The 26,552-nt window shown below is 60.9% G+C and carries 25 protein-coding genes; 14 read left to right on the forward strand and 11 right to left on the reverse strand.

Translation table 11 applies throughout. The annotated features are described in order from the left end of the window. The 7 genes from NJC38_RS27040 to NJC38_RS27070 all read left to right on the forward strand — a co-directional run. Positions 1–287 (forward strand): transposase (locus NJC38_RS27040; RefSeq protein ID WP_253117924.1); only part of this gene is annotated, 287 nt, incomplete at its 5' end. A 375-nt stretch (positions 288–662) separates the two neighbouring features. Then, positions 663–2,828 (forward strand): fatty acid oxidation complex subunit alpha FadB, encoded by a 2,166-nt coding sequence (fadB, locus tag NJC38_RS27045; protein ID WP_253117925.1) that lies wholly within the window; start codon positions 663–665, stop codon positions 2,826–2,828. Between the two features lie 6 nt (positions 2,829–2,834). Then, positions 2,835–4,010 (forward strand): acetyl-CoA C-acyltransferase FadA, encoded by a 1,176-nt coding sequence (gene fadA, locus NJC38_RS27050; RefSeq protein ID WP_045493312.1) that lies wholly within the window; start codon positions 2,835–2,837, stop codon positions 4,008–4,010. A 100-nt stretch (positions 4,011–4,110) separates the two neighbouring features. Further along, complete coding sequence (locus NJC38_RS27055; RefSeq protein WP_253117926.1) at positions 4,111–4,347, forward strand: DUF1653 domain-containing protein; 237 nt, start codon at positions 4,111–4,113, stop codon at positions 4,345–4,347. Between the two features lie 115 nt (positions 4,348–4,462). After that, positions 4,463–7,075, forward strand: a complete 2,613-nt coding sequence (gene topA / locus NJC38_RS27060; RefSeq protein WP_253117927.1) for a type I DNA topoisomerase — start codon at positions 4,463–4,465, stop codon at positions 7,073–7,075. Between the two features lie 84 nt (positions 7,076–7,159). After that, the gene (locus NJC38_RS27065; protein ID WP_253117928.1) at positions 7,160–7,687 is read left to right on the forward strand and encodes a DUF6586 family protein; all 528 of its coding nucleotides are present in this window, start codon (positions 7,160–7,162) and stop codon (positions 7,685–7,687) included. 67 nt (positions 7,688–7,754) lie between these two features. Beyond that, positions 7,755–7,991, forward strand: a complete 237-nt coding sequence (locus NJC38_RS27070; protein WP_253117929.1) for a hypothetical protein — start codon at positions 7,755–7,757, stop codon at positions 7,989–7,991. Positions 7,992–8,005: 14 nt separating this feature from the next. Here the strand turns inward: NJC38_RS27070 and sulA are convergent, their stop codons facing one another. Both sulA and lexA read right to left on the reverse strand, forming a co-directional pair. After that, on the reverse strand, positions 8,006–8,476 hold the full coding sequence (sulA, locus tag NJC38_RS27075; protein WP_045493299.1) for an SOS-induced cell division inhibitor SulA: 471 nt from the start codon (positions 8,474–8,476) through the stop codon (positions 8,006–8,008). Between the two features lie 11 nt (positions 8,477–8,487). Further along, positions 8,488–9,099, reverse strand: coding sequence for a transcriptional repressor LexA (gene lexA, locus NJC38_RS27080; protein WP_045493296.1), 612 nt, complete (start codon positions 9,097–9,099; stop codon positions 8,488–8,490). A 229-nt stretch (positions 9,100–9,328) separates the two neighbouring features. On the opposite strand from lexA, the gene NJC38_RS27085 reads away from it, so the two are divergent. Continuing rightward, positions 9,329–10,048 carry a TetR/AcrR family transcriptional regulator gene (locus NJC38_RS27085; protein WP_253117930.1) on the forward strand — a complete coding sequence of 240 codons (720 nt, stop codon included), beginning with the start codon at positions 9,329–9,331 and terminating at the stop codon, positions 10,046–10,048. A gap of 83 nt (positions 10,049–10,131) precedes the next feature. Continuing rightward, positions 10,132–11,127 carry a beta-N-acetylhexosaminidase gene (gene nagZ / locus NJC38_RS27090; RefSeq protein ID WP_253117952.1) on the forward strand — a complete coding sequence of 332 codons (996 nt, stop codon included), beginning with the start codon at positions 10,132–10,134 and terminating at the stop codon, positions 11,125–11,127. Positions 11,128–11,214: 87 nt separating this feature from the next. On the opposite strand, the gene pssA is transcribed toward nagZ, so the two are convergent. Then, on the reverse strand, positions 11,215–12,558 hold the full coding sequence (gene pssA, locus NJC38_RS27095; RefSeq protein ID WP_253117931.1) for a CDP-diacylglycerol--serine O-phosphatidyltransferase: 1,344 nt from the start codon (positions 12,556–12,558) through the stop codon (positions 11,215–11,217). 152 nt (positions 12,559–12,710) lie between these two features. Beyond that, positions 12,711–13,844 (reverse strand): glycerophosphodiester phosphodiesterase, encoded by a 1,134-nt coding sequence (locus tag NJC38_RS27100; RefSeq protein WP_253117932.1) that lies wholly within the window; start codon positions 13,842–13,844, stop codon positions 12,711–12,713. Between the two features lie 169 nt (positions 13,845–14,013). Here NJC38_RS27100 and NJC38_RS27105 point away from each other — a divergent pair, with 169 nt between their 5' ends. Then, complete coding sequence (locus NJC38_RS27105; protein ID WP_253117933.1) at positions 14,014–15,276, forward strand: GGDEF domain-containing protein; 1,263 nt, start codon at positions 14,014–14,016, stop codon at positions 15,274–15,276. A 72-nt stretch (positions 15,277–15,348) separates the two neighbouring features. Next, positions 15,349–16,284 carry a 2-hydroxyacid dehydrogenase gene (locus NJC38_RS27110; protein WP_253117934.1) on the forward strand — a complete coding sequence of 312 codons (936 nt, stop codon included), beginning with the start codon at positions 15,349–15,351 and terminating at the stop codon, positions 16,282–16,284. Between the two features lie 43 nt (positions 16,285–16,327). Here the strand turns inward: NJC38_RS27110 and NJC38_RS27115 are convergent, their stop codons facing one another. The 3 genes from NJC38_RS27115 to NJC38_RS27125 form a co-directional block, all read right to left on the reverse strand. After that, a complete protein-coding gene (locus NJC38_RS27115; RefSeq protein ID WP_253117935.1) occupies positions 16,328–17,749 on the reverse strand; it encodes a TIGR00366 family protein in 1,422 nt (473 codons plus the stop codon). Positions 17,750–17,815: 66 nt separating this feature from the next. Then, positions 17,816–18,472 carry a CoA transferase subunit B gene (locus NJC38_RS27120; protein ID WP_253117936.1) on the reverse strand — a complete coding sequence of 219 codons (657 nt, stop codon included), beginning with the start codon at positions 18,470–18,472 and terminating at the stop codon, positions 17,816–17,818. A 15-nt stretch (positions 18,473–18,487) separates the two neighbouring features. Next, positions 18,488–19,186 carry a CoA transferase subunit A gene (locus tag NJC38_RS27125; RefSeq protein WP_045493272.1) on the reverse strand — a complete coding sequence of 233 codons (699 nt, stop codon included), beginning with the start codon at positions 19,184–19,186 and terminating at the stop codon, positions 18,488–18,490. A 150-nt stretch (positions 19,187–19,336) separates the two neighbouring features. Between NJC38_RS27125 and NJC38_RS27130 the strand changes: the two genes are divergently transcribed. The 3 genes from NJC38_RS27130 to NJC38_RS27140 all read left to right on the forward strand — a co-directional run bounded on the left by NJC38_RS27130 (position 19,337) and on the right by NJC38_RS27140 (position 21,331). Then, complete coding sequence (locus NJC38_RS27130; RefSeq protein WP_253117937.1) at positions 19,337–20,227, forward strand: LysR family transcriptional regulator; 891 nt, start codon at positions 19,337–19,339, stop codon at positions 20,225–20,227. 87 nt (positions 20,228–20,314) lie between these two features. Further along, positions 20,315–20,590 carry a hypothetical protein gene (locus tag NJC38_RS27135; protein ID WP_253117938.1) on the forward strand — a complete coding sequence of 92 codons (276 nt, stop codon included), beginning with the start codon at positions 20,315–20,317 and terminating at the stop codon, positions 20,588–20,590. Between the two features lie 138 nt (positions 20,591–20,728). Beyond that, the gene (locus NJC38_RS27140) at positions 20,729–21,331 is read left to right on the forward strand and encodes a LysE family translocator (RefSeq protein WP_253117939.1); all 603 of its coding nucleotides are present in this window, start codon (positions 20,729–20,731) and stop codon (positions 21,329–21,331) included. A 676-nt stretch (positions 21,332–22,007) separates the two neighbouring features. Here NJC38_RS27140 and ssuE read toward each other — a convergent pair. From ssuE to NJC38_RS27160, 4 genes are all read right to left on the reverse strand, one after another. Beyond that, the gene (ssuE, locus tag NJC38_RS27145; protein ID WP_045493261.1) at positions 22,008–22,589 is read right to left on the reverse strand and encodes an NADPH-dependent FMN reductase; all 582 of its coding nucleotides are present in this window, start codon (positions 22,587–22,589) and stop codon (positions 22,008–22,010) included. Positions 22,590–22,785: 196 nt separating this feature from the next. Continuing rightward, positions 22,786–23,874 (reverse strand): polysaccharide biosynthesis/export family protein, encoded by a 1,089-nt coding sequence (locus NJC38_RS27150; RefSeq protein WP_045493258.1) that lies wholly within the window; start codon positions 23,872–23,874, stop codon positions 22,786–22,788. Between the two features lie 39 nt (positions 23,875–23,913). Then, positions 23,914–25,317: an undecaprenyl-phosphate glucose phosphotransferase gene (locus NJC38_RS27155; protein ID WP_253117940.1), complete on the reverse strand. Its 1,404-nt coding sequence runs from the start codon at positions 25,315–25,317 to the stop codon at positions 23,914–23,916. A 10-nt stretch (positions 25,318–25,327) separates the two neighbouring features. Then, positions 25,328–26,533 carry a glycosyltransferase family 4 protein gene (locus NJC38_RS27160; RefSeq protein WP_253117941.1) on the reverse strand — a complete coding sequence of 402 codons (1,206 nt, stop codon included), beginning with the start codon at positions 26,531–26,533 and terminating at the stop codon, positions 25,328–25,330. Positions 26,534–26,552: the final 19 nt, after the last annotated feature.

Below are 26,552 nucleotides of genomic sequence, written 5' to 3' on the forward strand. Positions count from 1 at the left end.
TGGACTACAAGCTGGCGTGGCGCGGCGGCTGGCTGATTGCCGTGCCGCCGCGAGATACCAGCCGCACGTGCCCCAGTTGCGGCCATGTGTCGGCGGCCAACCGCCAGACGCAAGCGCTGTTCAGGTGCGTGGGATGTGGTTTTGAAGGCAACGCCGATGTGGTTGGCGCGATCAATGTACTAAGGGCGGGACACGCCCGGTTAGCCTGTGAAGTGAGCGCAGAGGTCATGGCGCCAGCAGCAGGAACCCACCGAAGCGACTCGGGGGCGGCTCGATGCCGCGCCTGAGCGCCGTAGGAATCTCCGGCCTTCAGGCCGGGGAGGATGTCAACCATACTTCGTCGCGCCGCCCCTCGAACAGGGGAATGCGACTGGCAGCGACTATTCTGTTTTCCAGGCAAGGCTGGCATCTGGCCGAAGCACGGTATTGATGACCGGGGCGGCGAATTGACAATTAACCGGTTTTGCATGAAGGTGTGCGTACCCAAGTCAAACGGGCGTATGAATTGAGCGTTTGGTGTCAGACGGCTCTTACAGAATTCGGACTGCCACGTCGGCGGTGAGCCTGTGATCTGGTGTGTTCATTGACGGCGACGTCGTGGTCTCGTCGGGCTGTAAGGCCCGGTGTGTATTGTTCAGCTTCCATATCGTGGAGATCAGTTGATGATTTACGAAGGTAAAGCCATCACGGTTACGGCTCTTGAAGGTGGCATCGTCGAATTGAATTTCGATCTCAAGGGTGAGTCCGTCAACAAGTTCAATCGCCTTACCCTCGACGAGTTGCGTCAGGTGGTCGATACCCTCAAGGCCGATGCGTCGGTCACCGGGGTGATCGTCACCAGCGGTAAGGATGTCTTCATTGTCGGCGCCGATATCACCGAGTTCGTCGACAATTTCCAGTTGCCCGATGCCGAGCTGATCGCCGGCAACCTGCAGGCCAACCGGATCTTCAGCGACTTTGAAGACCTGGGCGTGCCGACTGTGGCCGCGATCAATGGCATTGCGCTGGGCGGTGGCCTGGAAATGTGCCTGGCGGCCGATTATCGAGTCATGGCCAGCGGTGCCAAAGTCGGCCTGCCGGAAGTCAAGCTGGGCATCTACCCAGGGTTTGGCGGCACAGTGCGCCTGCCACGTCTGATCGGTGCCGACAACGCCATCGAATGGATTGCTTCGGGTAAGGAAAACACCGCCGAAGATGCGCTGAAAGTCGGTGCAGTCGATGCCGTGGTCGAGGCCGACAAGCTCCGTGCAGCGGCGCTGGATCTGATCAAGCGCGCGATCAGCGGCGAGTTCGATTACAAGGCCAGGCGCCAGCCCAAGCTCGAAAAGCTCAAGCTCAATGCGATCGAGCAGATGATGGCCTTCGAGACAGCCAAGGGTTTTGTGGCCGGTCAAGCCGGCCCTAACTACCCGGCGCCGGTCGAAGCGATCAAGACCATTCAGAAAGCTGCCAGTTTCGGTCGTGACAAGGCACTTGAAGTCGAGGCCGCAGGCTTCGTCAAAATGGCCAAGACCTCGGCCGCGCAGAGCCTGATTGGCCTGTTCCTCAACGATCAGGAGCTCAAGCGCAAGGCCAAGGCCTATGATGCGCAAGCCCGCGAGGTCAAGCAGGCGGCGGTGCTGGGCGCGGGCATCATGGGCGGCGGCATCGCCTACCAGTCAGCGGTCAAGGGCACACCGATCCTGATGAAGGACATTCGCGAAGAGGCCATCCAGCTGGGTCTCAACGAAGCGTCCAAGCTGCTTGGTAACCGGGTCGAGAAAGGCCGCCTGACGCCGGCAAAAATGGCCGAAGCGCTCAATGCCATTCGTCCGACCCTGTCTTACGGCGACTTCGGCCACGTCGATCTGGTGGTCGAAGCTGTGGTGGAGAATCCCAAGGTCAAGCAGGCGGTGCTGGCTGAGGTGGAAGAACAGGTTGGCGAAAACACCATCCTGGCGTCGAACACCTCGACCATCTCCATCAACCTGTTGGCCAAGGCGCTCAAACGCCCGGAAAACTTCGTCGGCATGCACTTCTTCAACCCGGTGCACATGATGCCGCTGGTGGAAGTGATTCGTGGCGAGAAGTCCAGCGAACAAGCCGTGGCAACCACCGTTGCCTATGCCAAGAAAATGGGCAAGAACCCGATTGTGGTCAATGACTGCCCGGGCTTTTTGGTCAACCGGGTGCTGTTCCCGTATTTTGGCGGTTTCGCCCGGCTGGTCAGTGCCGGTGTCGACTTCGTGCGCATTGACAAGATCATGGAAAAATTCGGCTGGCCGATGGGCCCGGCGTACCTGATGGACGTGGTCGGTATCGACACCGGTCACCATGGTCGCGACGTGATGGCTGAAGGCTTCCCGGATCGGATGAAAGACGACCGCCGCTCGGCTATCGATGTCCTGTATGACGCCAAACGTCTCGGGCAGAAGAACGGCAAGGGTTTCTATGCGTATGAAACCGACAAGAAGGGCAAGCCGAAGAAGGTCACCGACCCCGAGGTGCTCGACGTGCTCAAGCCGATTGTCTACGAGCAGCGCGAGCTGAGCGATGAGGACATCATCAACTGGATGATGATCCCGCTGTGCCTGGAGACTGTCCGCTGCCTTGAAGACGGTATCGTCGAGACGGCCGCCGAGGCTGACATGGGGCTGATCTACGGCATTGGCTTCCCTCCGTTCCGTGGCGGGGCACTGCGTTACATCGATTCGATTGGCGTAGCTGAATTCGTGGCCCTGGCTGACCGCTATGCCGAACTGGGCGCCCTGTATCAACCGACCGCGAAACTGCGTGAGATGGCCCGCACCGGCCAGCGTTTCTTCGGTCAAGCGCCAGTCAAGGAGTAACAACCCATGAGTCTGAATCCAAGAGATGTGGTGATCGTCGACTTCGCGCGCACACCCATGGGCCGCTCCAAGGGCGGCATGCACCGCAATACCCGCGCCGAGGACATGTCGGCACACCTGATCAGCAAGCTGCTGGAGCGTAACGACAAGGTCGATCCTGCAGAAGTCGAAGACGTGATCTGGGGCTGCGTCAACCAGACCCTGGAGCAGGGCTGGAACATCGCCCGCATGGCCTCGCTGCTGACCCAGATTCCGCATACCTCGGCAGCCCAGACGGTCAGCCGTCTGTGCGGCTCGTCGATGAGCGCGCTGCACACGGCCGCTCAGGCAATCATGACCGGCAACGGTGATGTCTTCGTGGTCGGCGGTGTCGAGCACATGGGCCATGTGGGGATGATGCACGGGGTGGACCCTAACCCGCACCTGTCGCTTTACGCTGCCAAGGCTTCGGGGATGATGGGGCTGACCGCCGAGTTGCTGGGCAAGATGCATGGCATCAGCCGCGAGCAGCAGGATGCATTCGCCCTGCGCTCTCACCAACTGGCCCACAAGGCCACTGTGGAGGGGCGTTTCAAGGACGAGATCATTCCGATGCAGGGCTATGACGAAGACGGTTTCCTCAAGGTGTTTGCTCAGGATGAAACCATTCGTCCTGAGACCACTCTGGAAGGCCTGGCGGCCTTGAAGCCAGCCTTCAACCCCAAGGGCGGCACCGTGACCGCCGGTACCAGTTCGCAGATTACAGACGGCGCGTCATGCATGATCGTCATGTCTGCCCAGCGTGCCAAGGACCTGGGGCTGGAGCCGTTGGCGGTGATCCGTTCGATGGCGGTGGCCGGCGTAGACCCCGCGATCATGGGCTACGGACCGGTGCCGGCGACCCAGAAGGCGCTCAAGCGTGCTGGTCTGTCGATTGCTGACATCGACTTCTTCGAGCTCAACGAAGCGTTCGCCGCGCAGGCGCTGCCGGTGCTCAAGGACCTGAAAGTGCTCGACAAGATGAACGAGAAGGTTAACCTGCATGGCGGCGCGATTGCCTTGGGTCACCCGTTCGGTTGTTCCGGTGCGCGGATTTCGGGCACCTTGCTCAACGTCATGAAACAAAATGGCGGCCGCCTGGGTGTGGCAACCATGTGTATTGGTCTGGGTCAGGGTATTTCCACCGTCTTTGAGCGGGTCTGATTCATTCTGATTGCATTGGCCGGGGCCTTGTGCCCCGGCTTTTGCGTTTTATCGACGGCATTTTTTTCAAAATATGTAATTTTTTTCCGGGGATTACAGCATGCAGTTACAACCAGGACTTTACCGTCATTACAAAGGGCCGCAGTACCGCGTTTTCAGCGTCGCGCGGCACTCTGAGACCGAAGAGTACGTGGTCTTTTATCAAGCGTTGTACGGGGACTACGGTATGTGGGTAAGACCTCTGACAATGTTTCAGGAAACTGTCGAGGTTGACGGCGAGCGCGTGCCGCGCTTTGCTTTGGTCCAGGCCGAAGAAAGTCTTTTTTCCAGGCCGTGAGGCGCAACGCTGGCATTGGCGCGGCTTGACCTCACTCTGTAGCCACTATATATAGCGATGCCTTTACAGGCTCGCGTCTGTCTTTCATTTATCGTATTCAGGAATTTTCTGATCCATGGGCAAATCGCTGGTCATCGTGGAATCCCCGGCTAAGGCCAAGACCATCAACAAGTATTTGGGCAACCAGTACGTGGTGAAGTCGAGTATCGGCCATATCCGTGACCTGCCCACCAGCGGTTCGGCCAGTGCCTCCAAGGAGCCTGCTGCCAAGCGTGGCAAGGCGGTTGCCGGCGAGGCTCCGGCGCTGAGCCCCAAGGAAAAGGCCCGTCGCCAGCTGGTGGCGCGCATGGGCGTTGATCCCGATCAGGGCTGGAAAGCCAAGTACGAGATTCTGCCGGGCAAGGAAAAGGTCATCGAAGAGCTGCGCAAGCTGGCCAAGGATGCCGACACCATTTACCTGGCAACGGACTTGGACCGCGAAGGGGAAGCCATTGCCTGGCACCTGCGCGAGGCCATCGGTGGTGATGATGAGCGCTACAAGCGCGTGGTGTTCAACGAGATCACCAAAAAAGCCATCCAGGAAGCCTTCTCCGAGCCTGGCGAGCTGGATATCGCCCGGGTCAATGCCCAGCAGGCGCGTCGCTTTCTCGACCGTGTCGTTGGCTACATGGTTTCGCCGCTGCTCTGGGCCAAGGTTGCTCGCGGCCTGTCGGCCGGCCGGGTCCAGTCGGTAGCGGTCAAACTGGTGGTCGAGCGTGAGCGCGAAATCCGCGCCTTCAACCCGGAAGAGTACTGGGAAGTGCATGCCGACCTGGGCACCGCCAAGGGCGCCAAAGTGCGCTTCGAGGTGGCCCGCGAGAACGGCGAGGCTTTCAAGCCGCTTAACGAAGCCCAGGCCATGGCGGCACTGGAGAAGCTCAAGGCCTCCAGCTACAGCATTGCCAAGCGCGAAGACAAGCCGACCAGCAGCAAGCCTTCTGCGCCATTCATCACCTCGACCCTGCAGCAGGCTGCCAGCAACCGCCTGGGCTTCGGCGTGAAGAAGACCATGATGATGGCCCAGCGTCTTTACGAAGCGGGCTACATCACCTATATGCGTACCGACTCGACCAACCTGTCGGCCGATGCGGTGAGCATGGCGCGCAGCTACATCGAGAGTGAGTTCGGCAAGAAATACCTGCCTGATGCGCCGAATGTCTATAGCAGCAAGGAAGGCGCCCAGGAGGCGCACGAAGCGATCCGCCCTTCGGACGTCAACACCCACCCCAGCAAGCTGTCGGGCATGGAGCGTGACGCCGAGCGCCTGTATGAGCTGATCTGGCGCCAGTTCGTGGCCTGCCAGATGCCACCGGCGCAATACCTGTCGACCACTGTCAGTGTGACTGCCGGTAGCTTCGAGCTGCGGGCCAAGGGGCGTATTCTCAAGTTCGACGGTTACACCAAGGTCTTGCCACAGATCGCCAAGCCGGGTGACGACGGCGTGCTGCCTGACATGGGTGAGGGCGAGAAGCTCGACTTGCTGGGTATCGACCCCAGCCAGCACTTTACCAAGCCGCCGGCACGCTTCTCTGAAGCCAGCCTGGTCAAGGAGATGGAAAAGCGCGGTATCGGTCGTCCATCGACTTATGCGGCGATCATCTCGACCATTCAGGATCGCGGCTATGTGACCCTGCACAACCGGCGTTTCTATTCCGAAAAGATGGGCGATATCGTCACCGAGCGCCTGAGCGAAAGCTTTTCCAATCTGATGGACTACGGCTTTACCGCCGGTATGGAAGAGAATCTCGACGACGTTGCCCAGGGTGAGCGGGACTGGAAAAACGTGCTGGACGAGTTCTACGAGGACTTCCAGACCAAGCTGAAAGTCGCCGAGGCGCCTGAGGGCGGCATGCGTGCCAACCAGCCGGTGATGACTGATATCCCTTGCAAGACTTGTGGCCGCCCGATGCAGATCCGCACTGCGTCCACCGGCGTGTTTCTTGGCTGTTCGGGCTACAGCCTGCCGCCTAAAGAACGCTGCAAGGCAACCGTCAACCTGACGCCGGGTGATGAGATTGCCGATGACGATGAGGGTGAGTCGGAGTCGCGGGTACTGCGTGGCAAGCACCGTTGCCCGATCTGCAGCACGGCGATGGATGCCTACCTGCTCGATGAAAAGCACAAGTTGCACATTTGCGGTAACAACCCAGATTGCACCGGCTATGAAATCGAAGAGGGCACTTACCGGATCAAGGGCTACGAAGGCCCGAGCCTGGAATGCGACAAGTGCGGCAGTGAAATGCAGCTCAAGACCGGCCGCTTCGGCAAGTTCTTCGGTTGCACCAACGCCGAGTGCAAGAACACCCGCAAGCTGCTCAAGAGCGGCGAGGCGGCGCCGCCGAAGATGGACCCGGTGAAGATGCCGGAGCTCAAGTGCGAGAAGGTCGACGACACCTACATCTTGCGCGACGGTGCTTCAGGTCTGTTTCTGGCTGCCAGCCAGTTCCCGAAAAATCGCGAAACCCGTGCGCCATTGGTGCTGGAGCTGGTGCCGCATAAACAGGAAATCGATCCGAAGTATCATTTCCTGTGTGATGCGCCGGTCAAGGACCCTGATGGCCGTCCGGCGGTTGTGCGCTACAGCCGCAAGACCAAGGAGCAGTATGTCCAGACCGAAGTGGACGGCAAGCCGACGGGCTGGCGCGCGTTCCACGATGGCAACGCCTGGAAGGTCGAAGACAAGCGTTGATCGAAATCCCCTTGCCGGCCGAGGCGGGCAAGGGGGTTATTGCTTTGATCGGTTTTTCGCCAACGCTGCAAGGGAGGCTTTGACATGGCCCAAGAACTTTACACCCGCACCAACCAGAAGATTTTCTTCGCCGGCCTGGCTCTGGAAACCCTGGGCAAAGCTGAACAAGGCCAGGCCATGAATGCCCAGGCGCAGATCCAGGCTGGCCGTGAAACCGTGCTGTTTCATCTGTACGGCGCTTTGCTGGGTCTGTGTCACGAGATCGCCGGTTACTACCGCCTGCCGCAAGCCGGGGCTCCCCGCGCCGAACTGTTGCTGGCGCCAGAGGTGCTGGAAAACGTTGCCATCCCTGAGCTGGGCGAGTTGATCGAGCTGGCGCAGAACCGGCATACCTGGCTAGGTCAATTGTTGGCGGCCTATGCAGCGTTGTTCGAGCCGCCACGTGCGCCGGTCAAGCCCAAGGGCGATGTCACCCAGCCGATCATCCAGGCCGTGAATCTGGATGATGAGCCAGAGCCGGAGCAGGGCTTGACCCGTGACGAGCTTGAAAGCTGGCGGCAATCAATCAAGTCACTGGCGGTGCGTTTTCGCCAGGGGATGAACGAGTTCTGATACAAGCTTGATGTACGCATCAGTACAGGCTGTTACACTGCCCGCCTTTCGCGGAGTATTTGTACTGATGCCTACCTCTTTTCTTGAAATTGTCGAGCTTCCTGACGGCCGTATCGAGCTGCGTCGTGCCGAGGATGAGGGCTCGCTGGTCACTCTGAACTTTTCGGAGGACGCCAAGGTGTTTCTGCAAGGTCAGCACGTTGAAGTCGCCAAGGCCATGTTGAGCGTCGGCGTGCAGATGGCCGGCCGTCTGGCCGAAGGTGTGCCGGAAAAAGAAGAAGACGGACCCCGGGTTCTGCATTGAGGCCCGTCGGGCGATCAGCCCAATCGGATATTCAGGCTTTGCGCTTCACCGATCCGGGCCGCAGCCGTCAGCTGTTGCCGTGCAGCCGCGCTGAGGGGATTGAGCCAGCTCACCACTGTGTGACTGCGCCCCAGCCGTAATGCCTCGCGAGCAAGTGCCAGAGCGGTTTGTGTGCCGCGGGGCTGCAGAATCAGGATTCTCTCCCGGTTCAGGCCCGCCTCACGTAACCATGCCTGGGTCAGGCTGGCAGGCGGAGCGATCAGGCTGAGCCAGCGGGGATCCTGCTCCTCACTCAAATCTCTAAGAATTGGCGCCAGCAGGCTCAGGCAGCTTCCGGCCGCTCCACGCAATGACACTTCGCTGAACACCTGCGGTGCCGTCTCCCGGAATGCCTGGGGCAGCTCCTGCAGGGAAGGGGCGATGGGCTGGGCCAGGAATGCTTCGAACAGTGGTAATTGGGTGTGAGGGGCCGGATGAAACTGCATGGTGTTCTCCCTTAGCGGCGCAGCACGCCGACGCTCAAGCCTTCGATGACCAGTTCCTGCTCCTTGAGATCGACCTCGATAGGCGCGAATTCAGGGTTTTCAGCAATCAGCCAGACCTTGTTGCCTTCGCGTTTGAAGCGCTTGACTGTGACTTCGTCACCGATCCGGGCTACCACGATCTGCCCGTTGCGTGCTTCGCGAGTGGTGTGTACCGCCAGCAGGTCGCCATCGAGGATGCCGACGTCCTTCATGCTCATGCCGTGGACGCGCAACAGATAGTCGGCGCTTGGATGAAAGAAGGTCGGGTTGATGTTGCATGACTCCTCGATGTGCTGTTGGGCGAGGATCGGTGCGCCGGCAGCAACCCGGCCGATGATCGGCAGGCTGCTGTCGTCGGCCTGGCGGGCTTCGAAACCTGGGATGCGGATGCCTCGCGAGGCGCCCGGCGTCATCTCGATGGCGCCTTTGCGGGCCAGGGCCTTGAGGTGTTCTTCAGCGGCATTGGGTGATTTGAAGCCGAGCTTCTGGGCTATCTCCGCCCGGGTTGGCGGGTAGCCGTTGTCTTCGAGGCAACGTTTGATGAAGTCCAGGATTTCGGCCTGGCGGGGCGTCAGTTTGATCATGTCGTGCGCTCTGTCTTTTTGTACAGTGCCTGGGATTATATACAGTGAAGGCGGCTTGGCAATCATGCTTTTGAATCTTTGTGCCGAACGGCCAGGCGCCTGGCTGGATGGATCGCTCGTCGGTCTGGCTTGAATGCGTGACTGTTCAGCCACAAAATGAACCGCCCGCTTGACAAACCGCCTCCCTGAAACGTATGTTTCAAACGATTGTTTTGTCAGGCAGAGAGCCATGGCCCAGTCGGAAACCGTAGAACGTATTCTTGATGCTGCCGAACAGTTGTTCGCCGAAAAGGGCTTCGCCGAGACGTCCTTGCGCCTGATCACCAGCAAGGCGTCGGTCAACCTCGCAGCGGTCAATTATCATTTCGGCTCCAAAAAAGCCTTGATCCAGGCAGTGTTCTCGCGCTTCCTCGGGCCGTTCTGCGCCAGCCTTGAGCGTGAGCTGGAGCGCCGTCAGGGCCAGCCGGAGCACAAGCCTGACCTTGAGGAACTGCTGGGTATCCTGGTCGAGCAGGCCATGGCGGTACAGCCGCGCAGCGGTAACGACCTGTCGATCTTCATGCGCCTGCTGGGCCTGGCGTTCAGCCAGAGCCAGGGGCATCTGCGGCGTTACCTTGAAGACATGTACGGCAAGGTGTTTCGCCGGTATATGGTGCTGGTCAATGAGGCCGCGCCACGCATTCCACCGATCGAACTGTTCTGGCGCGTGCACTTCATGCTCGGTGCTGCGGCATTCAGCATGTCGGGCATCAAGGCGCTGCGGGCCATTTCCGAGAATGACTTCGGCATCAATACCTCGATCGAGCAGGTCATGCGCCTGATGGTGCCGTTTCTGGCGGCCGGCATGCGTGCTGAAACCGGCGTCACTGATCCGCAGATGATCGCCGCCCAGCTCAGGCCACGCAGCAAGGTCGCTGCGGTAACCAACACTGCCGCGGTCAAGGCCTGAGTACGGCTGCATTGCACCGGGCTGCAGGATCAAGCACCATGCCGGCTTGATCCAAGGTAATGGTGTTTTCTATGAGTTCTGGCCTGCAAGGCTCCTTGATGGTCGATGTCGCCGGTACCTGGCTGACTGCTGAAGACCGTCATCTACTGCGCCAACCGCAAATCGGTGGCCTGATTGTTTTTGCCCGCAATATCGAGCATCCACGCCAGGTTCGTGAACTGAGTGCCTCGATTCGCGCTGTGCGCCCTGACCTGCTGTTGGCGGTGGATCAGGAAGGCGGACGCGTTCAGCGTCTGCGTCAGGGGTTCGTGCGTCTGCCGGCGATGCGCGCCATTTCTGCCTGTCCGGATGCCGAGGCACTGGCAGCCCATTGCGGCTGGCTGATGGCGACCGAGGTGCTGGCGGTGGGCCTGGACCTGAGCTTCGCCCCTGTTCTGGACCTGGATCATGAGCGCAGTGCGGTGGTCGGCACCCGCTCGTTCGAAGGTGATCCAGAGCGTGCCGCGCAACTGGCAGGTGCCTTTATCCGGGGTATGAATGAAGCGGGTATGGCGGCGACCGGCAAGCATTTTCCGGGGCATGGCTGGGCTGAGGCGGACTCGCACGTCGCGATCCCCAACGATGAACGCAGCCTGGACAGTATCCGCGCCCAGGACCTGGTGCCTTTTGCTCGCCTGAGCCGGAAATTGGCCGCGGTGATGCCCGCCCATGTGATTTATCCGCAGGTCGACAACCAGCCGGCGGGCTTTTCCCGGCGCTGGCTGCAGGACATTCTGCGCGGTGAGCTGGGCTTCGATGGGGTGATTTTCAGTGATGACCTGTCGATGGCTGGCGCCCATGTGGTGGGCGACGCTGCCAGCCGTATCGAAGCGGCGCTGAGCGCCGGTTGTGACATGGGACTGGTGTGCAACGACCGCGCCAGCGCCGAACTTGCCCTGAGCGCCGCGCAACGCCTCAAGGTCAAGCCCTCGCCCCGGCTGGCGCGCATGCGTGGCCAGAGTCATGCCAGCACCGACTACCGCAGCCAGCCACGCTGGCTGCAAGCGCTACAGGCGCTGCGTAGCGCAGGGCTGCTGTAGGAGCGGCTTCAGCCGCGATGCTCGGCACCGTTTTTCGCGGCTAAAGCCGCTCCTGCAGGATGCACGGGGCAGGCTGTACCGGATTGGTCAAAGAATCCGGTACAGCAACCGCTCGATCTTCACCCGGCTGACCCGGCGCAGGAACTTGTGCACGCCTTCGGGATACTCGGCCAGGGTCTGCAATTGCTCGAAGTTGTCGACCCGCCGGGTGTGTTGCATCAGGCTGGCCAGCTCGGCTGCGCGCGGGTCGAGCCACTGCCCCTTGGGGTCATCGATCAGCAGGCCGTTTTCAAGATCCAGATTGAACGCACGCGGGTTGAGGTTGTTGCCGGTCAGCAGGGTATAACGCTGATCGACCCACATGCCCTTGAGGTGGTAGGTGTTGTCGCCATGCTTCCACAGGTGCAGATTCAGCCGCCCCCGGGCGATTGCCGTCTGGTGCTTGCGGGCAAAACGGCGCAGGCTGATTTCGTAAAGATAGGGCAGGGCAGAGATCACCTTGAACGGCTCTTCAGGTGCAATGAAGAAGTCGTTGGCGGTCTTGTCGCCGACGATGATGTCGACCACCACGCCACGCTTGAGTGCGCGGTTGATTTCACGGGTGACGGCGACCGGCAGATTGAAGTACGGCGTGCAGATGGTCAGCTGGCTCTGGCTGCTGGCGATCAGATCGCAGATGGTGCGGTTCAGGCGGTTGCGCGGGCCGACACCCAATAGCGGGATGACGCGCATTTCGCCATTTTCCAGGCTGCCTGCATCGGTGTTGTAGCTGGCGCGTTTGAGCTGGCTGCGCAAGGTGCGGATCTCACCGCGCAGGCTTTTTGAGCTGGGCGGTTGCGGCAGGTCCAGGCGGTGCACTGCCGGCGAGCCGATGATCTCCTGTTGTACCAGCGTGACAAAACTGTCTGCCAATGGCGCGTTGCGGATCAGGTGGTAGCGGTCCAGCCGGTACTTGTCCAGCTTGTGCAGATAGACGTTATTGATGCTGGCGCCGGTATAGAGCACCTCGTCATCGATGACGCTGCCCTTGAGGTGCAGCACGCCGAACAGCTCGCGGGTCTGCACCGGTACACCATAGACCGGAACTTCGACGTCGTATTCCAGGTGCTGCGCCTGATACCAGGTGCTGTTGCCCGGCTGGCGACCGGCGCCAATCAGCCCGCGCTGGGCACGGAACCAGTCGACCAGGACCCGCACTTCAAGACCGGGGCGGGCGACCTTGGCGGCATACAGGGCATCGAGGATTTCCTGACCGGCTTCATCCTGTTGCAGATACAGGGCGATGATATAGATGCGCCGGGTAGCGGAGGCGATTTTCTCCAGCAGGCAACGACGATAGTCGGCGGCCGTGGGCAACAGAGTGATTGCCTGGTCTTGCAGGGCGAATCCGCACAGCGTGGCAAGGGTCGAGCGTCTGAAGGGGGACTGCATAAGCCTCTCGTTCGGTTGGCGACGACCTGCGAGCTTACACCAGGCTTGCCATGAAAAGTCGCTGGGTTAAAAAAAGCTGTGTGATGGTTGGGCAAGCCAGTGTCCACCTGCCGATTGCGGCAGGCAGACTACCCGGCGTGCAGGACAGTAACTCAATAGCCGTTGCGTTTGAGTAGGCTATCGACCGTCTCTTTGGCCGGGCGTGCGTAGAACTCCAGCAGTTGCGCCGGGCGATTGGTGAAAAAGCCATCGACGCCGGCAGCGCTGATAGCGTTGAAGTCCACGGCATTGTCTACGGTATAAGGATGAATGATCAGCCCCTTGGCGTGGGTCATGCTGTTCATCCACGGCTTGACCAGATCCATGTAGCTCTGCTCACCGCCGTCGGCCAGCCGGCTTGCAGGGCCGGTGCCGATTGCACCATTGGCCTTTGCCCAGTCGATCCAGGCGGCAAACTCGGCTTCTGATTTGACCTCCTGGCTGGCGTACCAGGCCGCTTTGTCCTTGAACCCCGAGTCTTTGAACGCCACGCTGGATTTCGGCGCGATGGCACCCTGGCCTATCCACAGCAGCAAGACCTTGGGCACCTGGGGCATTTCCTTGTGCAGCAGTTGCAGGCTGGTTTTGTCGAAGGTTTGCAGCACGACCCGGCCGGGCAACTGCGCGACGTTGACCTGACCGGGCGCAGCGGCGGGGCGCTCACGCAGCCAGCCGCGTTTCTCCAGCGCTTGCTTGAGGTCGGCTTCGATGCCGGGAAACTGCTGCGGCTGTTTGGTTTCGATGTACAGGCCGGGCTTGTTGGCGCCACCTTCGGCGATGTCGATCACCTCATCCAGAGTCAGGATCTTCAGGCCCGCATAACTGTCCCGCGCCCGCGCCGGGTAGGCCTTGTTGAACCACGAGCCGGCATCCAGTTGCTTGAGTTCAGCCAGGGTAAAGCTGCTCACCGGCTCCTGGGCACGGGCCGGGAACACCTCGGCGATGTTGGTGGTACGCACCAGGCTGTCGTCGTGCAGGGCAAGCAGGACCCCGTCCTTGCTGCGTTGCAGGTCCAGTTCCAGGTAGTCGGCACCCAGCTCGCGGGCCAGGATGAAGGCCGGCAGGGTTTCTTCGGGGGCATCGAATGAGGCGCCGCGATGGGCAATCACTGCCGGCCAGGGCAGGCCGGCCTTTTCGCTCAGCGCTTTGCCAGGTGATTCAGTGGCCATGGCGGTTGCTGACAGCAGCATGGCACCGGTCAGGGTGGTAACCGTCAGTAATCTGGTCAGCGAAGCAAATGAACTCATGCACGCGATTCCTTATCGGTAACTCGCCGTCCGTCACCCTCGCAGGCGGCTGATGGCAAAAAGCCTTTTAGTTGGGCACTATTGGACTGAAACAGAACAATATCGGCTGTCAGTCTGGGCAGCAAATGCGTCGCGGGTATGACCGTCCCACATCTGCGGGTATTTCCCTATGGTAAATATCGCCAACCAGGCACTGGAGGGATTCGTCGACAGGCTCATGGATGCGATTTGCGTAGTGGACACAGAGGGACGCTATGTCTACGTCAGCGCGGCATTCGAGCGGATTTTCGGCTATCACCCTCAGGAACTGATCGGTGCCCAGATGCTTGATCTGGTGCATCCCGATGATCGGGCGCGGACCCTTGAGGCCGCCGCCGACATCATGGCCGGCAATCCCCAGTTACACTTTGAAAATCGCTACCTGCACAAGAGCGGCCATGTCGTGCATGTGATGTGGTCGGCGTGCTGGTCGCCGGCGGACCGCCTGCGTATTGCTGTGGCCCGGGATATCACTGAACTCAAGCGCGCCGACAGCCTGCGCGCCACGCTGCTGGAAATTTCCGAGGCGGCCAATGGCAGTACCGACCTTGCCTGCCTGTTCGAGCGCATTCATAAGATCCTCGGTAATTTGCTCGGCGCTCGCTATCTGTCGATTGTCCTGTGTGAAGGCGAGCCTGCGCGTTACTCGTTTGTCTATCCCGACGATGAACCGCACGATGCTGCCCGCGCCCTGGCCACGGAGGTCTTCAGTCGCGGTCGGCCGGTGCTGCGTTGCGACCGGCTCGGCGTACCCCTGCAAACCGCCAGCGGGATTATCGGCGCGCTGCTGATCAAGGGTGAGCTTGATGCGCCGCTTTATACCCCGCGTGATCAGGACTTGTTGCAATTGGTGTCCAGCCACGTGGCCACGGCCATCGAGCGTCAGCAGCTCTATGAACGGCTGCATGCGATGGCCCGCTATGACCCGCTCACCCAACTGGCCAACCGCACCTTGCTCAACGAGAGTTTGCAGCATGCGGTGCAGCAGGCTGACCGGCACGGTGACCGGTTGGCGGTGCTGTATCTGGATCTGGACAAGTTCAAGCAGGTCAACGACACCCTCGGGCATGCGGCTGGCGACACCTTGCTGCAGGCAGTCGCCCGGCGCCTGAAAGCCTGTGTCCGGGCCATCGATACCGTTGCGCGGATCGGCGGCGACGAGTTTGTGGTGCTTCTTGAACGCATTCATGACGATGCTGACGCCGATCGGGTGGCGCAAGTCATTGATCGTGCGCTGAAGGCTCCGGTGCTGCTGGAAGGGCAGAGCTGGCGTATCTCATCAAGCATCGGCATCGCCCGCTACCCTGATGATGCCAGTGATCTGGCGCAGTTGTTCCGGCATGCAGATCAGGCGATGTATGCCGCGAAAAAGCGCAGTCGGCGTCCGGGCTAGCGATCCGTTGCTGTGCAGGCAGAGCCTCTCGGGTTACTGTCAGTGTTTTCTCTGGACCGAGGACTGATTCCCATGACGACCCTGCTGGTACTGGTCGAAAACCTCAACGAGTATCTGTCGATACTCGAAGACAGCGGTTTTCGGTTGATCCGTGCGCAGACCCCCGAGCTGCGTGCCGAGGCGATCGCCCGACATGGGGACGAAATCCAGGCCGTGGTGACCCGTGGGCCGCTGGGGCTGTTTGCCGAAGAAATGGACGCCCTGCCGAACCTGCGGATCATCTGCGTCAGCGGGGCGGGCTATGAAAAGGTCGATGTGGCGGCCGCCCAGGCCCGTGGCATCGTGGTCACCAACGGTGCCGGGGTCAATGCATCGACCGTGGCCGACCATGCCATGGCCCTGCTGTTGGCGGTGATGCGCGACATCCCCCAGGCCGATGCTTCGGTGCGTCGTGGCGAGTGGCGCAAGGCGATGCGCCCCTCGCTGGCTGGCAAACGCCTGGGCATCCTTGGCCTGGGCGCAGTGGGCCTGGCCATCGCCCGGCGCGCAGCCGCCTTTGACATGTCCATCGCTTATCACAATCGGCGCGCACGCAGTGATGTGGATTATGTCTGGTATCGCTCGGTGCGCGAACTGGCCGAGGCCTCGGACGTGTTGGTTCTGGCCACGCCGGGTGGCGCCAATACCCGCCATCTGGTCGATGACGAAGTGCTTCAGGCGCTTGGCCCGCAGGGTTATCTGGTGAATATCGCCAGGGCCAGCGTGGTCGACACCCAGGAACTGCTCGGCGCCTTGCGCGAACAGCGCATCGCTGGCGCTGCGCTGGACGTATTCGATGACGAACCGAACGTACCGGATGCGTTCAAGAGCCTCGCCAATGTCGTGCTCACCCCCCACGTGGCGGGCCTGTCGCCGGAGGCTTCGCATGATTCTGTGCAATTGGTACGCGATAACCTGCAGGCGTTCTTTGCCGGCCAGCCGGTGTTGACCCCGGTTTCGGCAGATTGAGGGCAACACCGCATAACTTGGTGCTTATCTCGTGCAACTGCCCTCAAGGCATGACCGGTGGGGTGTAGCTCAAGGTTGTGCCCAGCGCCCAGAGCAGAAACAGCACCACTGGCGCATGCACCAGCAACTGCACGAACGAGAAGCCAATCAGCTCCCGGGCCTTGAGGCCCAGTACGCCGAGCAGCGGCAACATGTAGAACGGGTTGATCAGGTTCGGCAATGCCTCGGCGGCGTTGTAGATCTGCACCGCCCAGCCCAGGTGGTACTGCAGTTCATTGGCCACCTGCATCACGTAGGGTGCTTCGATGATCCACTTGCCGCCACCGGAGGGGATGAAGAAGCCCAGCACGGCCGAGTAGACGCCCATCAGCACCGCATAGGTATCGTGGGTGGCGATGCTGGTGAAGAACAGCGAGATATGGTGCGCCAGGGTCTGCGCATCGCTGCCTTTGACGGTGGTCATCAGCGCGGCGATCGAGCCGTACAACGGGAACTGAATCAGCACCCCGGTGGTGGTCGGCACGGCACGCGCCACCGCATCAAGGAAGCTGCGCGGGCGCCAGTGCAGCAGGGCGCCGAGCATGATGAACAGGAAGTTGTAGGTGTTCAGGCCCGAGATGGCGGTGATCGCCGGTTTGCTGCTGAACTCGTTGATCAGCCAGCCGACTCCCAGCGCCACCATCACGATGATCAGCAGCGGGCTGTATTCCAGCCACTCGCCAGGACGGGTGCGCGGCGCCAGCGGTGGCAGGTTGAAAGCCGGGTCGACGCCACAGTCCTCGGCACTGCGGGCATTGGCCGGGCCTGGCGCGGTGGCGTAGGCGACGATGATCGACAGCACGATCAGCACCAGCAGGATCACCCCGGACTGCCAGAGGAAGATGGTTTCGGTGAACGGGATGACCCCGGTGATGGCCAGGATCGATGGCGGCAGGCTGCCGGGGTTGGCCTGCAATTGCGCAGCCGACGACGAGATGCCCAGCGCCCACACTGCGCCCAGGCCCAGATAGGCGGCGGCACCGGCGGCGCGGTAGTCCATTTTCAGGTCCTTGCGCCGTGCCAGTGCGCGTACCAGCAGGCCGCCGAATACCAGCGACAGGCCCCAGTTGAGCAAGGAGGCGAGCATCGAGATCAGCGCCACCCAGGCCACCGCACTGCGGCCATTGGACGGCAGGCGTGCCAGGCGGTCGATCAGACGCACCGCCGGTGGCGAGCTGGCGACCACGTAGCCGCTGATCACCACGAACGCCATTTGCAGGGTGAAGGGAATCAGGCTCCAGAAGCCATCGCCAAATGCCTTGGCGGTGTCGGCAGGCTTGGCGCCCATGCCCAGCACCGCAAGCGTGACGATCAGTACGGCCAGGGCGGCGAATACCCAGGCATCGGGAAACCAGCGCTCGGCCCAGGCCGAGCAGCGCAGGGCAAAGCGCGCGGAGCGGCTTTCCTGGAGGGAAGCGGACGACATAGCAATACCTCTTTATTGTTTTTTTGAAGGCACAACGTTCGAGGCCCCTGACGGGGCCTCGAAGATTCAGAAACGCATTTCAATCACATCGTCGGGCACGATCAGCCGGCCGGCGGTCTTGGCGACGATTTCCTCGACGCTGATGCCCGGCGCACGTTCGCGCAGGATGAAGGCACCGTTGTCGATCTCCAGATAAGCCAGGTCGGTCAGCACCCGGCGAATGCACCCGGCGCCGGTCAGCGGCAGTTCGCAACGATCCAGCAGTTTCGACTCGCCGTCCTTGGAGGCGTGGGTCATGGTGACGATGATGTTCTCGGCACCGGCGACCAGGTCCATGGCACCGCCCATGCCTTTGATCAGCTTGCCGGGGATCATCCAGGAGGCGATGTTGCCCTGCACATCGACTTCGAATGCGCCCAGCACCGTAAGGTCGACATGCCCGCCGCGAATCATCGCGAACGAGTCGGCGGAGTGGAAAATCGATGCGCCGCGGCGGGCTGTGACGGTCTGTTTGCCGGCATTGATCATGTCGGCGTCGACGGTCTGCTCGGTGGGAAACTCGCCCATGCCCAGCAGGCCGTTTTCCGATTGCAGCATCACGTCAATGCCGTCTGGTACGTAGTTGGCGACCAGGGTCGGGATGCCGATGCCCAGATTGACGTAGTAGCCGTCCTTGAGTTCGCGGGCGACCCGTTGTGCCATTTGTTCGCGGGAAAGTGCCATGGTGCAACTCCTTTCTCAGGCCTTGAGGGTGCGCTTTTCGATGCGTTTCTCGAAGCTGCCGAGGATCAGCCGGTCGACGTAGATACCCGGGGTGTGGATATGCGCCGGGTCGAGCTCGCCGGGCTCGACGATTTCTTCGACCTCCACCACCGTGATTTTCCCGGCGGTGGCCACCAGTGGGTTGAAGTTCTGCGCGGTATGCCGGTAGATCACATTGCCGAAGTGGTCGGCCTTCCAGCCTTTGACCAGGGCAAAATCACCGGTGATGGCTTCTTCAAGAATGTAATCGCGGCCGTTGAACTGACGGCTTTGCTTGCCCTCGGCCACCGGCGTGCCGAAGCCGGTGGCGGTGTAGAAGGCCGGAATCCCGGCACCGCCGGCACGCAGTTTCTCGGCCAGGGTGCCCTGCGGGGTGAGGTCGACTTCCAGCGCGCCACTGAGCAACTGTTGCTCGAACAGCGCGTTCTCACCGACGTAGGAAGAGATCATTTTGCGGATCTGCCGGTCTTCGAGCAGGATGCCCAGGCCAAACCCGTCGACCCCGCAGTTATTGGACACAACGGTCAGGCCACGGGTGCCCATGCGCTTGATCTGGGCAATCAGGTTTTCCGGTATGCCGCACAGCCCGAAGCCGCCACACAGCACGGTCATGTTGTCGGTCAGCCCTTCGAGGGCTTGCTCGTAGGTCGCCACTCGTTTGTCGAGTCCAGCCATGATGTCGGCCTCTGGTCATTGTTGTTGTCGTTGTCGCTGCAATGAACAGGCTAGTTGCTCTGTCACTTAATCGCGTTGTTGACATCTTCTGTCTTGGCGAATGATTTGTTAATTTTGTTTTTCTGATGGTTTGATAAGAAAGACAAAACAATGAACGTCAAACACCTGCGCGCCTTCGTGGCGGTTGCCGAATGCCTGAGCTTTGCCCAGGCCGGTGAGCGCCTGCACCTGTCACAACCGGCCCTGAGCCTGACGATCAAGGGGCTTGAAGAGTCGCTGGGAGGGCAGTTGCTGATTCGCACCACACGCAGCGTCAACCTCACCCCGGAAGGCGAAACCCTGCTGCCGCTGGCTCGCCAGTTGCTGGCTGACTGGGACAACACCGAAGAATTGCTGCACCAGCGTTTTACCCTGCAAATGGGCAAGGTTTCATTGGCGGCGATGCCTTCGTATGCCGGCAACCGTTTGCCGGGGGCCTTGAAGGTGTTCCGTGAACGTTACCCGCGGGTCAATATCGCGGTGCACGATGTGATCAACGAAGAGGTGCTGGAGATGGTCCGCCAGCGGCGGGTCGAACTGGGCATCGGTTTCGAACCGGAGCCTGGCCACTCACTGCATTTCACGCCGTTCTGCGTGGACCGTTTCGTTGCCGTGGTGCCTGCCGATTCCCCCTTGGCCGGATGTGCCGAGTTGCACTGGAGTGAATTGCTCAAAGAGGACTTCATCGCCTTGCAAAGACCTTCGGCGGTGCGCCTGCTGCTGGAGCAATCGGTGGCTGCGCAGCATGGACGGTTGGCGGTGGCCTTCGAGAGTCATCAGTTGGCGACAGTGGGACGGATGGTTGCCAGTGGTCTGGGCGTCAGCGCCGTGCCGGCACTGTGTATCGAGCAGATGCACGAACTGGGCGCCTGCTGCATCCCGCTGGTGGGGCCACGCATCGAGCGGCGCATTGGCCTGATGACCTTGGCCGACCAGCAATTGTCGGTGGCGGCCCAAGCCCTGCGTGAGGTGTTGATCGAACAGGCATCAATGCACCGATAGTCACTATCAGTTGCGGTGATTTCTGCTGGAAGCGGGGCGGGATTAACCTTTGTTCATTCCCGAATCGAACCTTCCAAGGAGGTCACCATGCACCGTTTTACTGCTCTTGCCCTGTTGTTCTCTGTTGCCGTGATCAGCGGCTGCTCGACCCACCATGCCGTCGAGCAACGGCCTTACAGCGCTGAAGAAACCCTGCAACTGGCGCTGGAAGACCTTAATCGTCGCGGCCTGTCGTTCGACGAATATCACGCTCGCAAGGCCCGGTTGCTGGCCAACCCGCAGCTGCAGCAAGTGCGCGAGTTTGACCACAGCGCCGAAGTCAATGTTGACGTGGGTGTCGTCAGCCGGGATCGTCAGGGCTAATGCGACTCTGACAGTTCCACTGATTTTCTGATTTGCGAAAACTGTACCGGTAAAACTTTCTTCTAGCTGTCCGTGTGTTTCCAGACGCCGTCTGGGTAGGGTGAGCGACCTGTCTCACTGGTTTGCACGGATTGCCGTATGTCTTTCGATCTGCTTCTGGCATTTGCCCTGTTTGCGCTGGTCTCCTCGATCACGCCGGGCCCTAATAACATGATGCTGCTGGCCTCGGGGGTGAACTTCGGTTTGCGCCGCACAGTGCCGCATATGTTCGGTATCAGTATCGGCTTTATGGTGTTGGTGCTGGCGGTAGGCTTTGGCCTGGGCAGTGTGTTCCAGAGCTGGCCATGGTTTTATACCTTGCTGCGGTATGTCGGCGGTGCGTATCTGTTGTACCTGGCCTGGAAGATCGCGACGTCCGGGCCGGTGGGTGACAACGGGCCGTCACGCGGTGAGCCCATGACGTTTTTTGCCGCTGCGCTGTTTCAGTGGGTCAACCCCAAGGCCTGGGTGATGGCAGTGGGGGCAATCACGACCTATACGCCGATGCAGGGGTATTTCACCAATGTGTTGGTGATCACTGCAGTGTTTGGTCTGATCAACCTGCCGGGGGTGGGGATCTGGGCGGGGTTTGGCAGCCTGCTGCGTAACGTATTGCGCGACCCGCGCCGGGTGCGGGTGTTCAATGGCGTGATGGCGTTGCTGCTGGTGTTGTCGTTGTATCCGTTGGTGGTGCAACACTGATCGTTTGGTGGTTTGGTGGTTTGGTGGTTTGAGTGGCGTGCATTCGCCGCAGCGGTGGTGGGTTTGAGTCACTTTCCGCTTTTACAGCGGGTCACTTTTGTCTTGGTGGCAATTAACCAAAACCGTTTGCTCCTGCCTTGGCCCCGCCCTTTGGCCGATTTGGCGGTCGGCGCGATGGGCGTCCTGCCCAGCGCACCTGCTCCTTACAGAAAGAGCAGCGGCTTCCCTGCCGGCTTTCCCACCAAATCGACACCTGCGTTCGGCCTGCGCCCAAGTCGCGTTCGGCGGCGTCTGTGAGATTGCATTTCAATTGGTCCGCGCATGACGTTGTCTCGTTGTCGTAGCTTTTGATCTTGATCTTGATCTTGATCTTCGAACGGAGATGGCACAGGCGCCGCAAATCGCGACTTGGGCGCTGGCCGAGGGTAGGCGTCGATTCGGGGGAGAAACCGACATGGATGTCGGTTTCAGGTGCGCTGGGCAGGGATGCCCATCGCGCCGGCCCCCGAATCGATGCCGGACGGAGGGAAGTTCGCCCGCAGGGCGGACCCAAGCCAGGAGCAATGCCTTTGGTTACTTTGGGCGAAACCAAAGTAACTCGCCCGTCAGGGGCGAAACCCGCAGTTCAGGCAACTGCGGCAATGATCTTTCATCGCCCGAAAGGGCAACGATCAAGCTACAGCGCCAGCTGCAAATGCGCGCCAACCGCCTTTTTGCGCGTGTGCAACCGATGCTGCAAGCCGCGTAGAAAATGCTCCAGCCCTTCATGGAGTCGCCCGGTCAGTACCTCATCCAGCACGCCGCCCTCAGGCACATCGCCGTAGCTGATCTGGCTGTCGATCGCGAAGATCCCGTGCAGGACCTCCTGGGACTTGAGCGCTGACAGCACCGGCTTGAGCGCGTAATCCACCGCCAGCATATGGGCAATACTGCCACCGGTCGCCAGCGGCAACACCACCTTGCCCAACAGCGCCCGCTCCGGCAACAGATCCAGCAGCGTCTTCAAGGCTCCGGCAAACGATGCCTTGTACACCGGGGTGGCAATCAACAACCCGTCCGCTTGGCGCACGGCCTCGATAAAGGCCTGCACCGGCGGGCTGTCAAAGCGCGCCCACAGTAGATCTTCAGCATTGAAGTCACGCACCCGTACGGTGGTGACATCCACGCCGTGGGCTTTGAGCCAGTTACCGGCATGTGCCAGTACCACGCCCGAACGCGAAGTAGGAGAGGGACTGCCTGAGAGTGAAACAACCAACATCGAGAGATTCCTTGCAATAAGCGTCCATACGCAAAGCAGCTTGTGTGCCAGCTTGCGAGACTCATTGCCACTGAGCTAACACAAGGCATTTCATGACCGCTGGAGGGTTGTTTGCAGGCTGGATTGGTGCTGGAGCAACACAGCAGTGTCGAAGCACTGTTGCCTCAGCAACACTTGCGCCTAACGCAATGCCCGGTCAGTTACGAAACGCCGCGCCGGTCTGCACGACACTCGCCGAGCCGAGCAACTGGCTGATGAAGCGGCTCCAGCGGGTAATGTTCGCCGGGCCTACGAACACCACATCCTGGGCCTTGAGTTCGAACTGGCGGGCCAGCAGGTACGCGGTAGGCTTCTTGGCGTTGAGGTGGTAGACCGTCGATTCGGCATTGGCCTGATTGTCCACGCCGCGAATCACATACACCGCATCACCGTCGGCGCTGTCCGGGCTCAGGCCGCCGGAGTTGCCCAAGGCTTCCAGCAAGGTCACCTGGGTGGTGCCGAATGACAGCACCTGCGGGTTGCGCACCTCACCCAGCACATAGATGCGGTTTTTCGAGTTGCTGTTCAGGTGCAGATGATCGCCGTCTTTGAGATAGATGCGCCCCAGTTGCGAGCCCTTGCGGTTGAGCGCGTCGATGTCGATCTGATAATCGGTGCCGTCACGGCGCAGGGTCAGGCTGGCCAGGTCGGCATCGCTGCTGTCGATGCCTGCGGTACTGACCGCCTGCACCAGGCTCAATGGAATATTGGTGATCGACTGTTGCCCTGGATTGCGAAACGAGCCGGACAGCAGCACCCGCTGGCTATTGTAGCGCAGCACCTTCACATCGACCTTGACCTCGGTGTACTGCGGTGACAGGCCCATGCGCAGTTGATCGCGGATCTGCCGCACGGATCTGCCGGCTGCCTGGATACGCCCGACATACGGGAAGTACAGAGTACCGTCGCCCTGGACTTCACGGGTATTGGCATCGAGCTGGTCTTGCGAGCCCGGCGCGGTCAGTTCCGGATGTTCGAACACGGTCACCAGCAAGGTATCGCCCGGCCCCACCAGGTACTCCGGGGTGGTGTAGTTCAACAGCTGCGCCGGTAGCGGCTTGCCATTGGCCAGGGCGACCTGTTGCTGCTGCGCCAGGCTCTGCGGGGTGATGTTGACCAGTCTGGCCTTGGGGCCGTCAGGGTCATCGGCTTCAACATCACTGAGGCTCATATGCTGGCCGGGAGCGAATGCGCAACCTTGCAGGAGCAGGGCAAACAGCAGTGCGGCGACGGGCGATCGATACATAGGGAGGTTTCCTTCCTGAGAATACGCGGTGGGGTGGGGTCAGAAGGCGTTCTTGTTGAGAAAGCCCTTGAACAGGGTCAGCAGGATGATTTTCAGGTCCAGCCACAGCGACCACTGCTGGATGTACTGCAGGTCGAACTCGACGCGCTTGCGCATCTTGTCCAGGGTGTCGGTTTCACCGCGCCAGCCATTGACCTGAGCCCAGCCGGTGATGCCCGGCTTGACCTTGTGGCGCAACATGTAACGGCTGACCTGCTTGCGGTATTGCTCGTTGTGCGCCACGGCATGGGGGCGCGGTCCGACGATGGACATGTCACCGCGCAGGACGTTGAAAAACTGCGGCAGTTCATCCAGCGAAGTGCGCCGCAGAAAGCCGCCCAGCGGCGTGACACGGGCGTCATTGCGGGTTGCCTGGCGGACTTCGTCGCCGTTTTCCTGGACGGTCATGCTGCGAAACTTCCAGACCATGATCGGCCGGCCGTCCAGCCCGTAGCGGCGCTGGCGAAACAGCACCGGGCCTTTGGAGGTGAGCTTGATCGCGGCGGCGATGACCAGCAGCGGCAGCGCGATCAACAGCAGGATCAGGCTGGCCAGGATCACGTCTTCGGCACGTTTGACCAGGCCCAGCGCTCCCTCCATGGGCGAGTCGAAAATGCTGATGGTGGGCAGGCCGTTGATGCTCTCGCTGCGCGCATGCAACAGCTCGAACGTGAACACATCCGGGATCAGGTACACCGAGACGGTGGTGTCGGACAGCCCGGTAATCAGCTCGCGCAGGTGGGGTTCGGCCTGGGTGATGTAGACCTTGTCGATGCGGCCCTGGCGGGCATCAATGATCAATTGCTCAAGGTCACCCAGCACCAGCAGCCGCGAACCCTTGCTGTCGAGGTCCATCTGTTGCGGATGGCTGTCATAGAAGCCCAGCAGTTTCAGGCCCATCCACGGCGCATCGGCAATCGAGCGGGCCAGGCTGGCACCGACCTGGCCGGTGCCGACGATGGCCACCCGGCGGGTATTGAAACCGTGTCGGCGCAAGGCGTGCAGGACTTGGCGAATCAGCACCCGATAACCGCACAGGGTCGCCAGCACCAGGGCGAACCAGGTCATTTGCTGAGGCGTTGGCAATGCCTGGCGGTCGAGCAACAGGTAATCCATCGAGAGCAAGCTGACAAAGCTCAGTGACCACCAGGTGAAGACCTTGGCCAGTTCGCCGAAAATGCGCTCGCCACGCCAGGATCCGTACAACTGGTGAAATTCGCTGAGCCAGTGAAAGCCCAGCACCGCCATGAGAATCTGCAGCCAGCTTTCGGTCGGCCCGAACAACGCTTGCTGCTGGTGTTGCCAATAGCCGATCAGCACGATGACCAGCAGATCCAGCAGGCGGTGGGCGACTGACAGCAGCGATTGATGGGCATGTAAGATGCCGCGAAGCGGAGTGTCCATGGTTCAGCCCTCAGACCGATTTGATCGGTACGACGCGGGCGGCCAGCTCGCTGTCAGGCGAAGCTGCTCGCCAGTCCAGCAGATTGGGGCGCTGTTGCCGGGCACTGGCCAGACGGGCGTCAACCAGGGCCTTGATCTGCTGTTCAAAGCGCTCCGTGGAAAAACGCTCGGCATTGAAGCGGCAGGCGCTGGCGCTGATCCGCCCCTGAGTGCTTTCGAACTGGCCAACGGCGGCTATCAGTGACGCGGCGTCCTGGCGGTCATACAGCACCCCGGTCGGGGTTGGATGGTCCAGCCCCAGCACGGTTTCCAGCACCCCGCCCTTGCCGTAGGCGATCACCGGGGTGCCGCAGGCCTGGGCCTCGACCGGGCTGATGCCGAAGTCTTCTTCGGCGGCAAACACAAACGCTTTGGCGGCGCGCATGTGCTCCAGCATTACCGCCGCCGGCTGGTAGCCGAGCAGCGTGACGTTGGGGGCGTTGATGGCCTGGCAGCGGGGCATTTCCGGACCGTCGCCGACCACCACCAGACGTTTGTCCGGCATGTTGGCGAATGCCTCGACGATCATCGGCAGGCGCTTGTAAGGCACCATGCGCGAGGCGGTGAAATAGTAGTCATCGCGCAGCCCCAGCGGGGTGTAGTGCAGAGTGTCCACGGGCGGATAAATTACAGTCGACGAGCGCCGGTAGGCTTTGTCGATGCGCGCGCCGATGAACGCCGAGTTGGCAACGAACTCATCGACCCCGGCAGCGCTGCGCTGGTCCCACATGCGGATGTAGTGCAGGACCATCCGCGCCAGAGTGCCCTTGAACCCCTTGTCGAGGCCTGACTCACGCAGGTATTGGTGTTGCAGGTCCCAGGCATAACGAATCGGTGAATGCACATAGCTGACGTGCAACTGATCCGGGCCGGTCAACACCCCTTTGGCGACCGCATGGCTGCTGCTGATCACCAGATCGTAGCCAGACAGGTCCAGTTGCTCGATGGCCATCGGCATCAGCGGCAGATAGCGCTGGTAGTGCTTGCGTGCACCGGGCAGTTTCTGGATGAAGCTGGTGGTGGCGACTTTGCCGCCCAGTTGGGCACGGTCCCGGTCGCTGAGGAAGTCGATCACGGCGAACAGATCGGCTTGCGGCCAGACCTTGAGCAGCGAGGCCAATACGCGTTCGGCGCCGGCGTAGGTCACCAGCCAGTCGTGGACGATTGCGATTTTCATGGGTCTTCCTTGAGCGGTG

The organism is Pseudomonas sp. 21LCFQ010 (genome assembly GCF_024129905.1).
In the GTDB taxonomy this organism is placed as follows: domain Bacteria; phylum Pseudomonadota; class Gammaproteobacteria; order Pseudomonadales; family Pseudomonadaceae; genus Aquipseudomonas.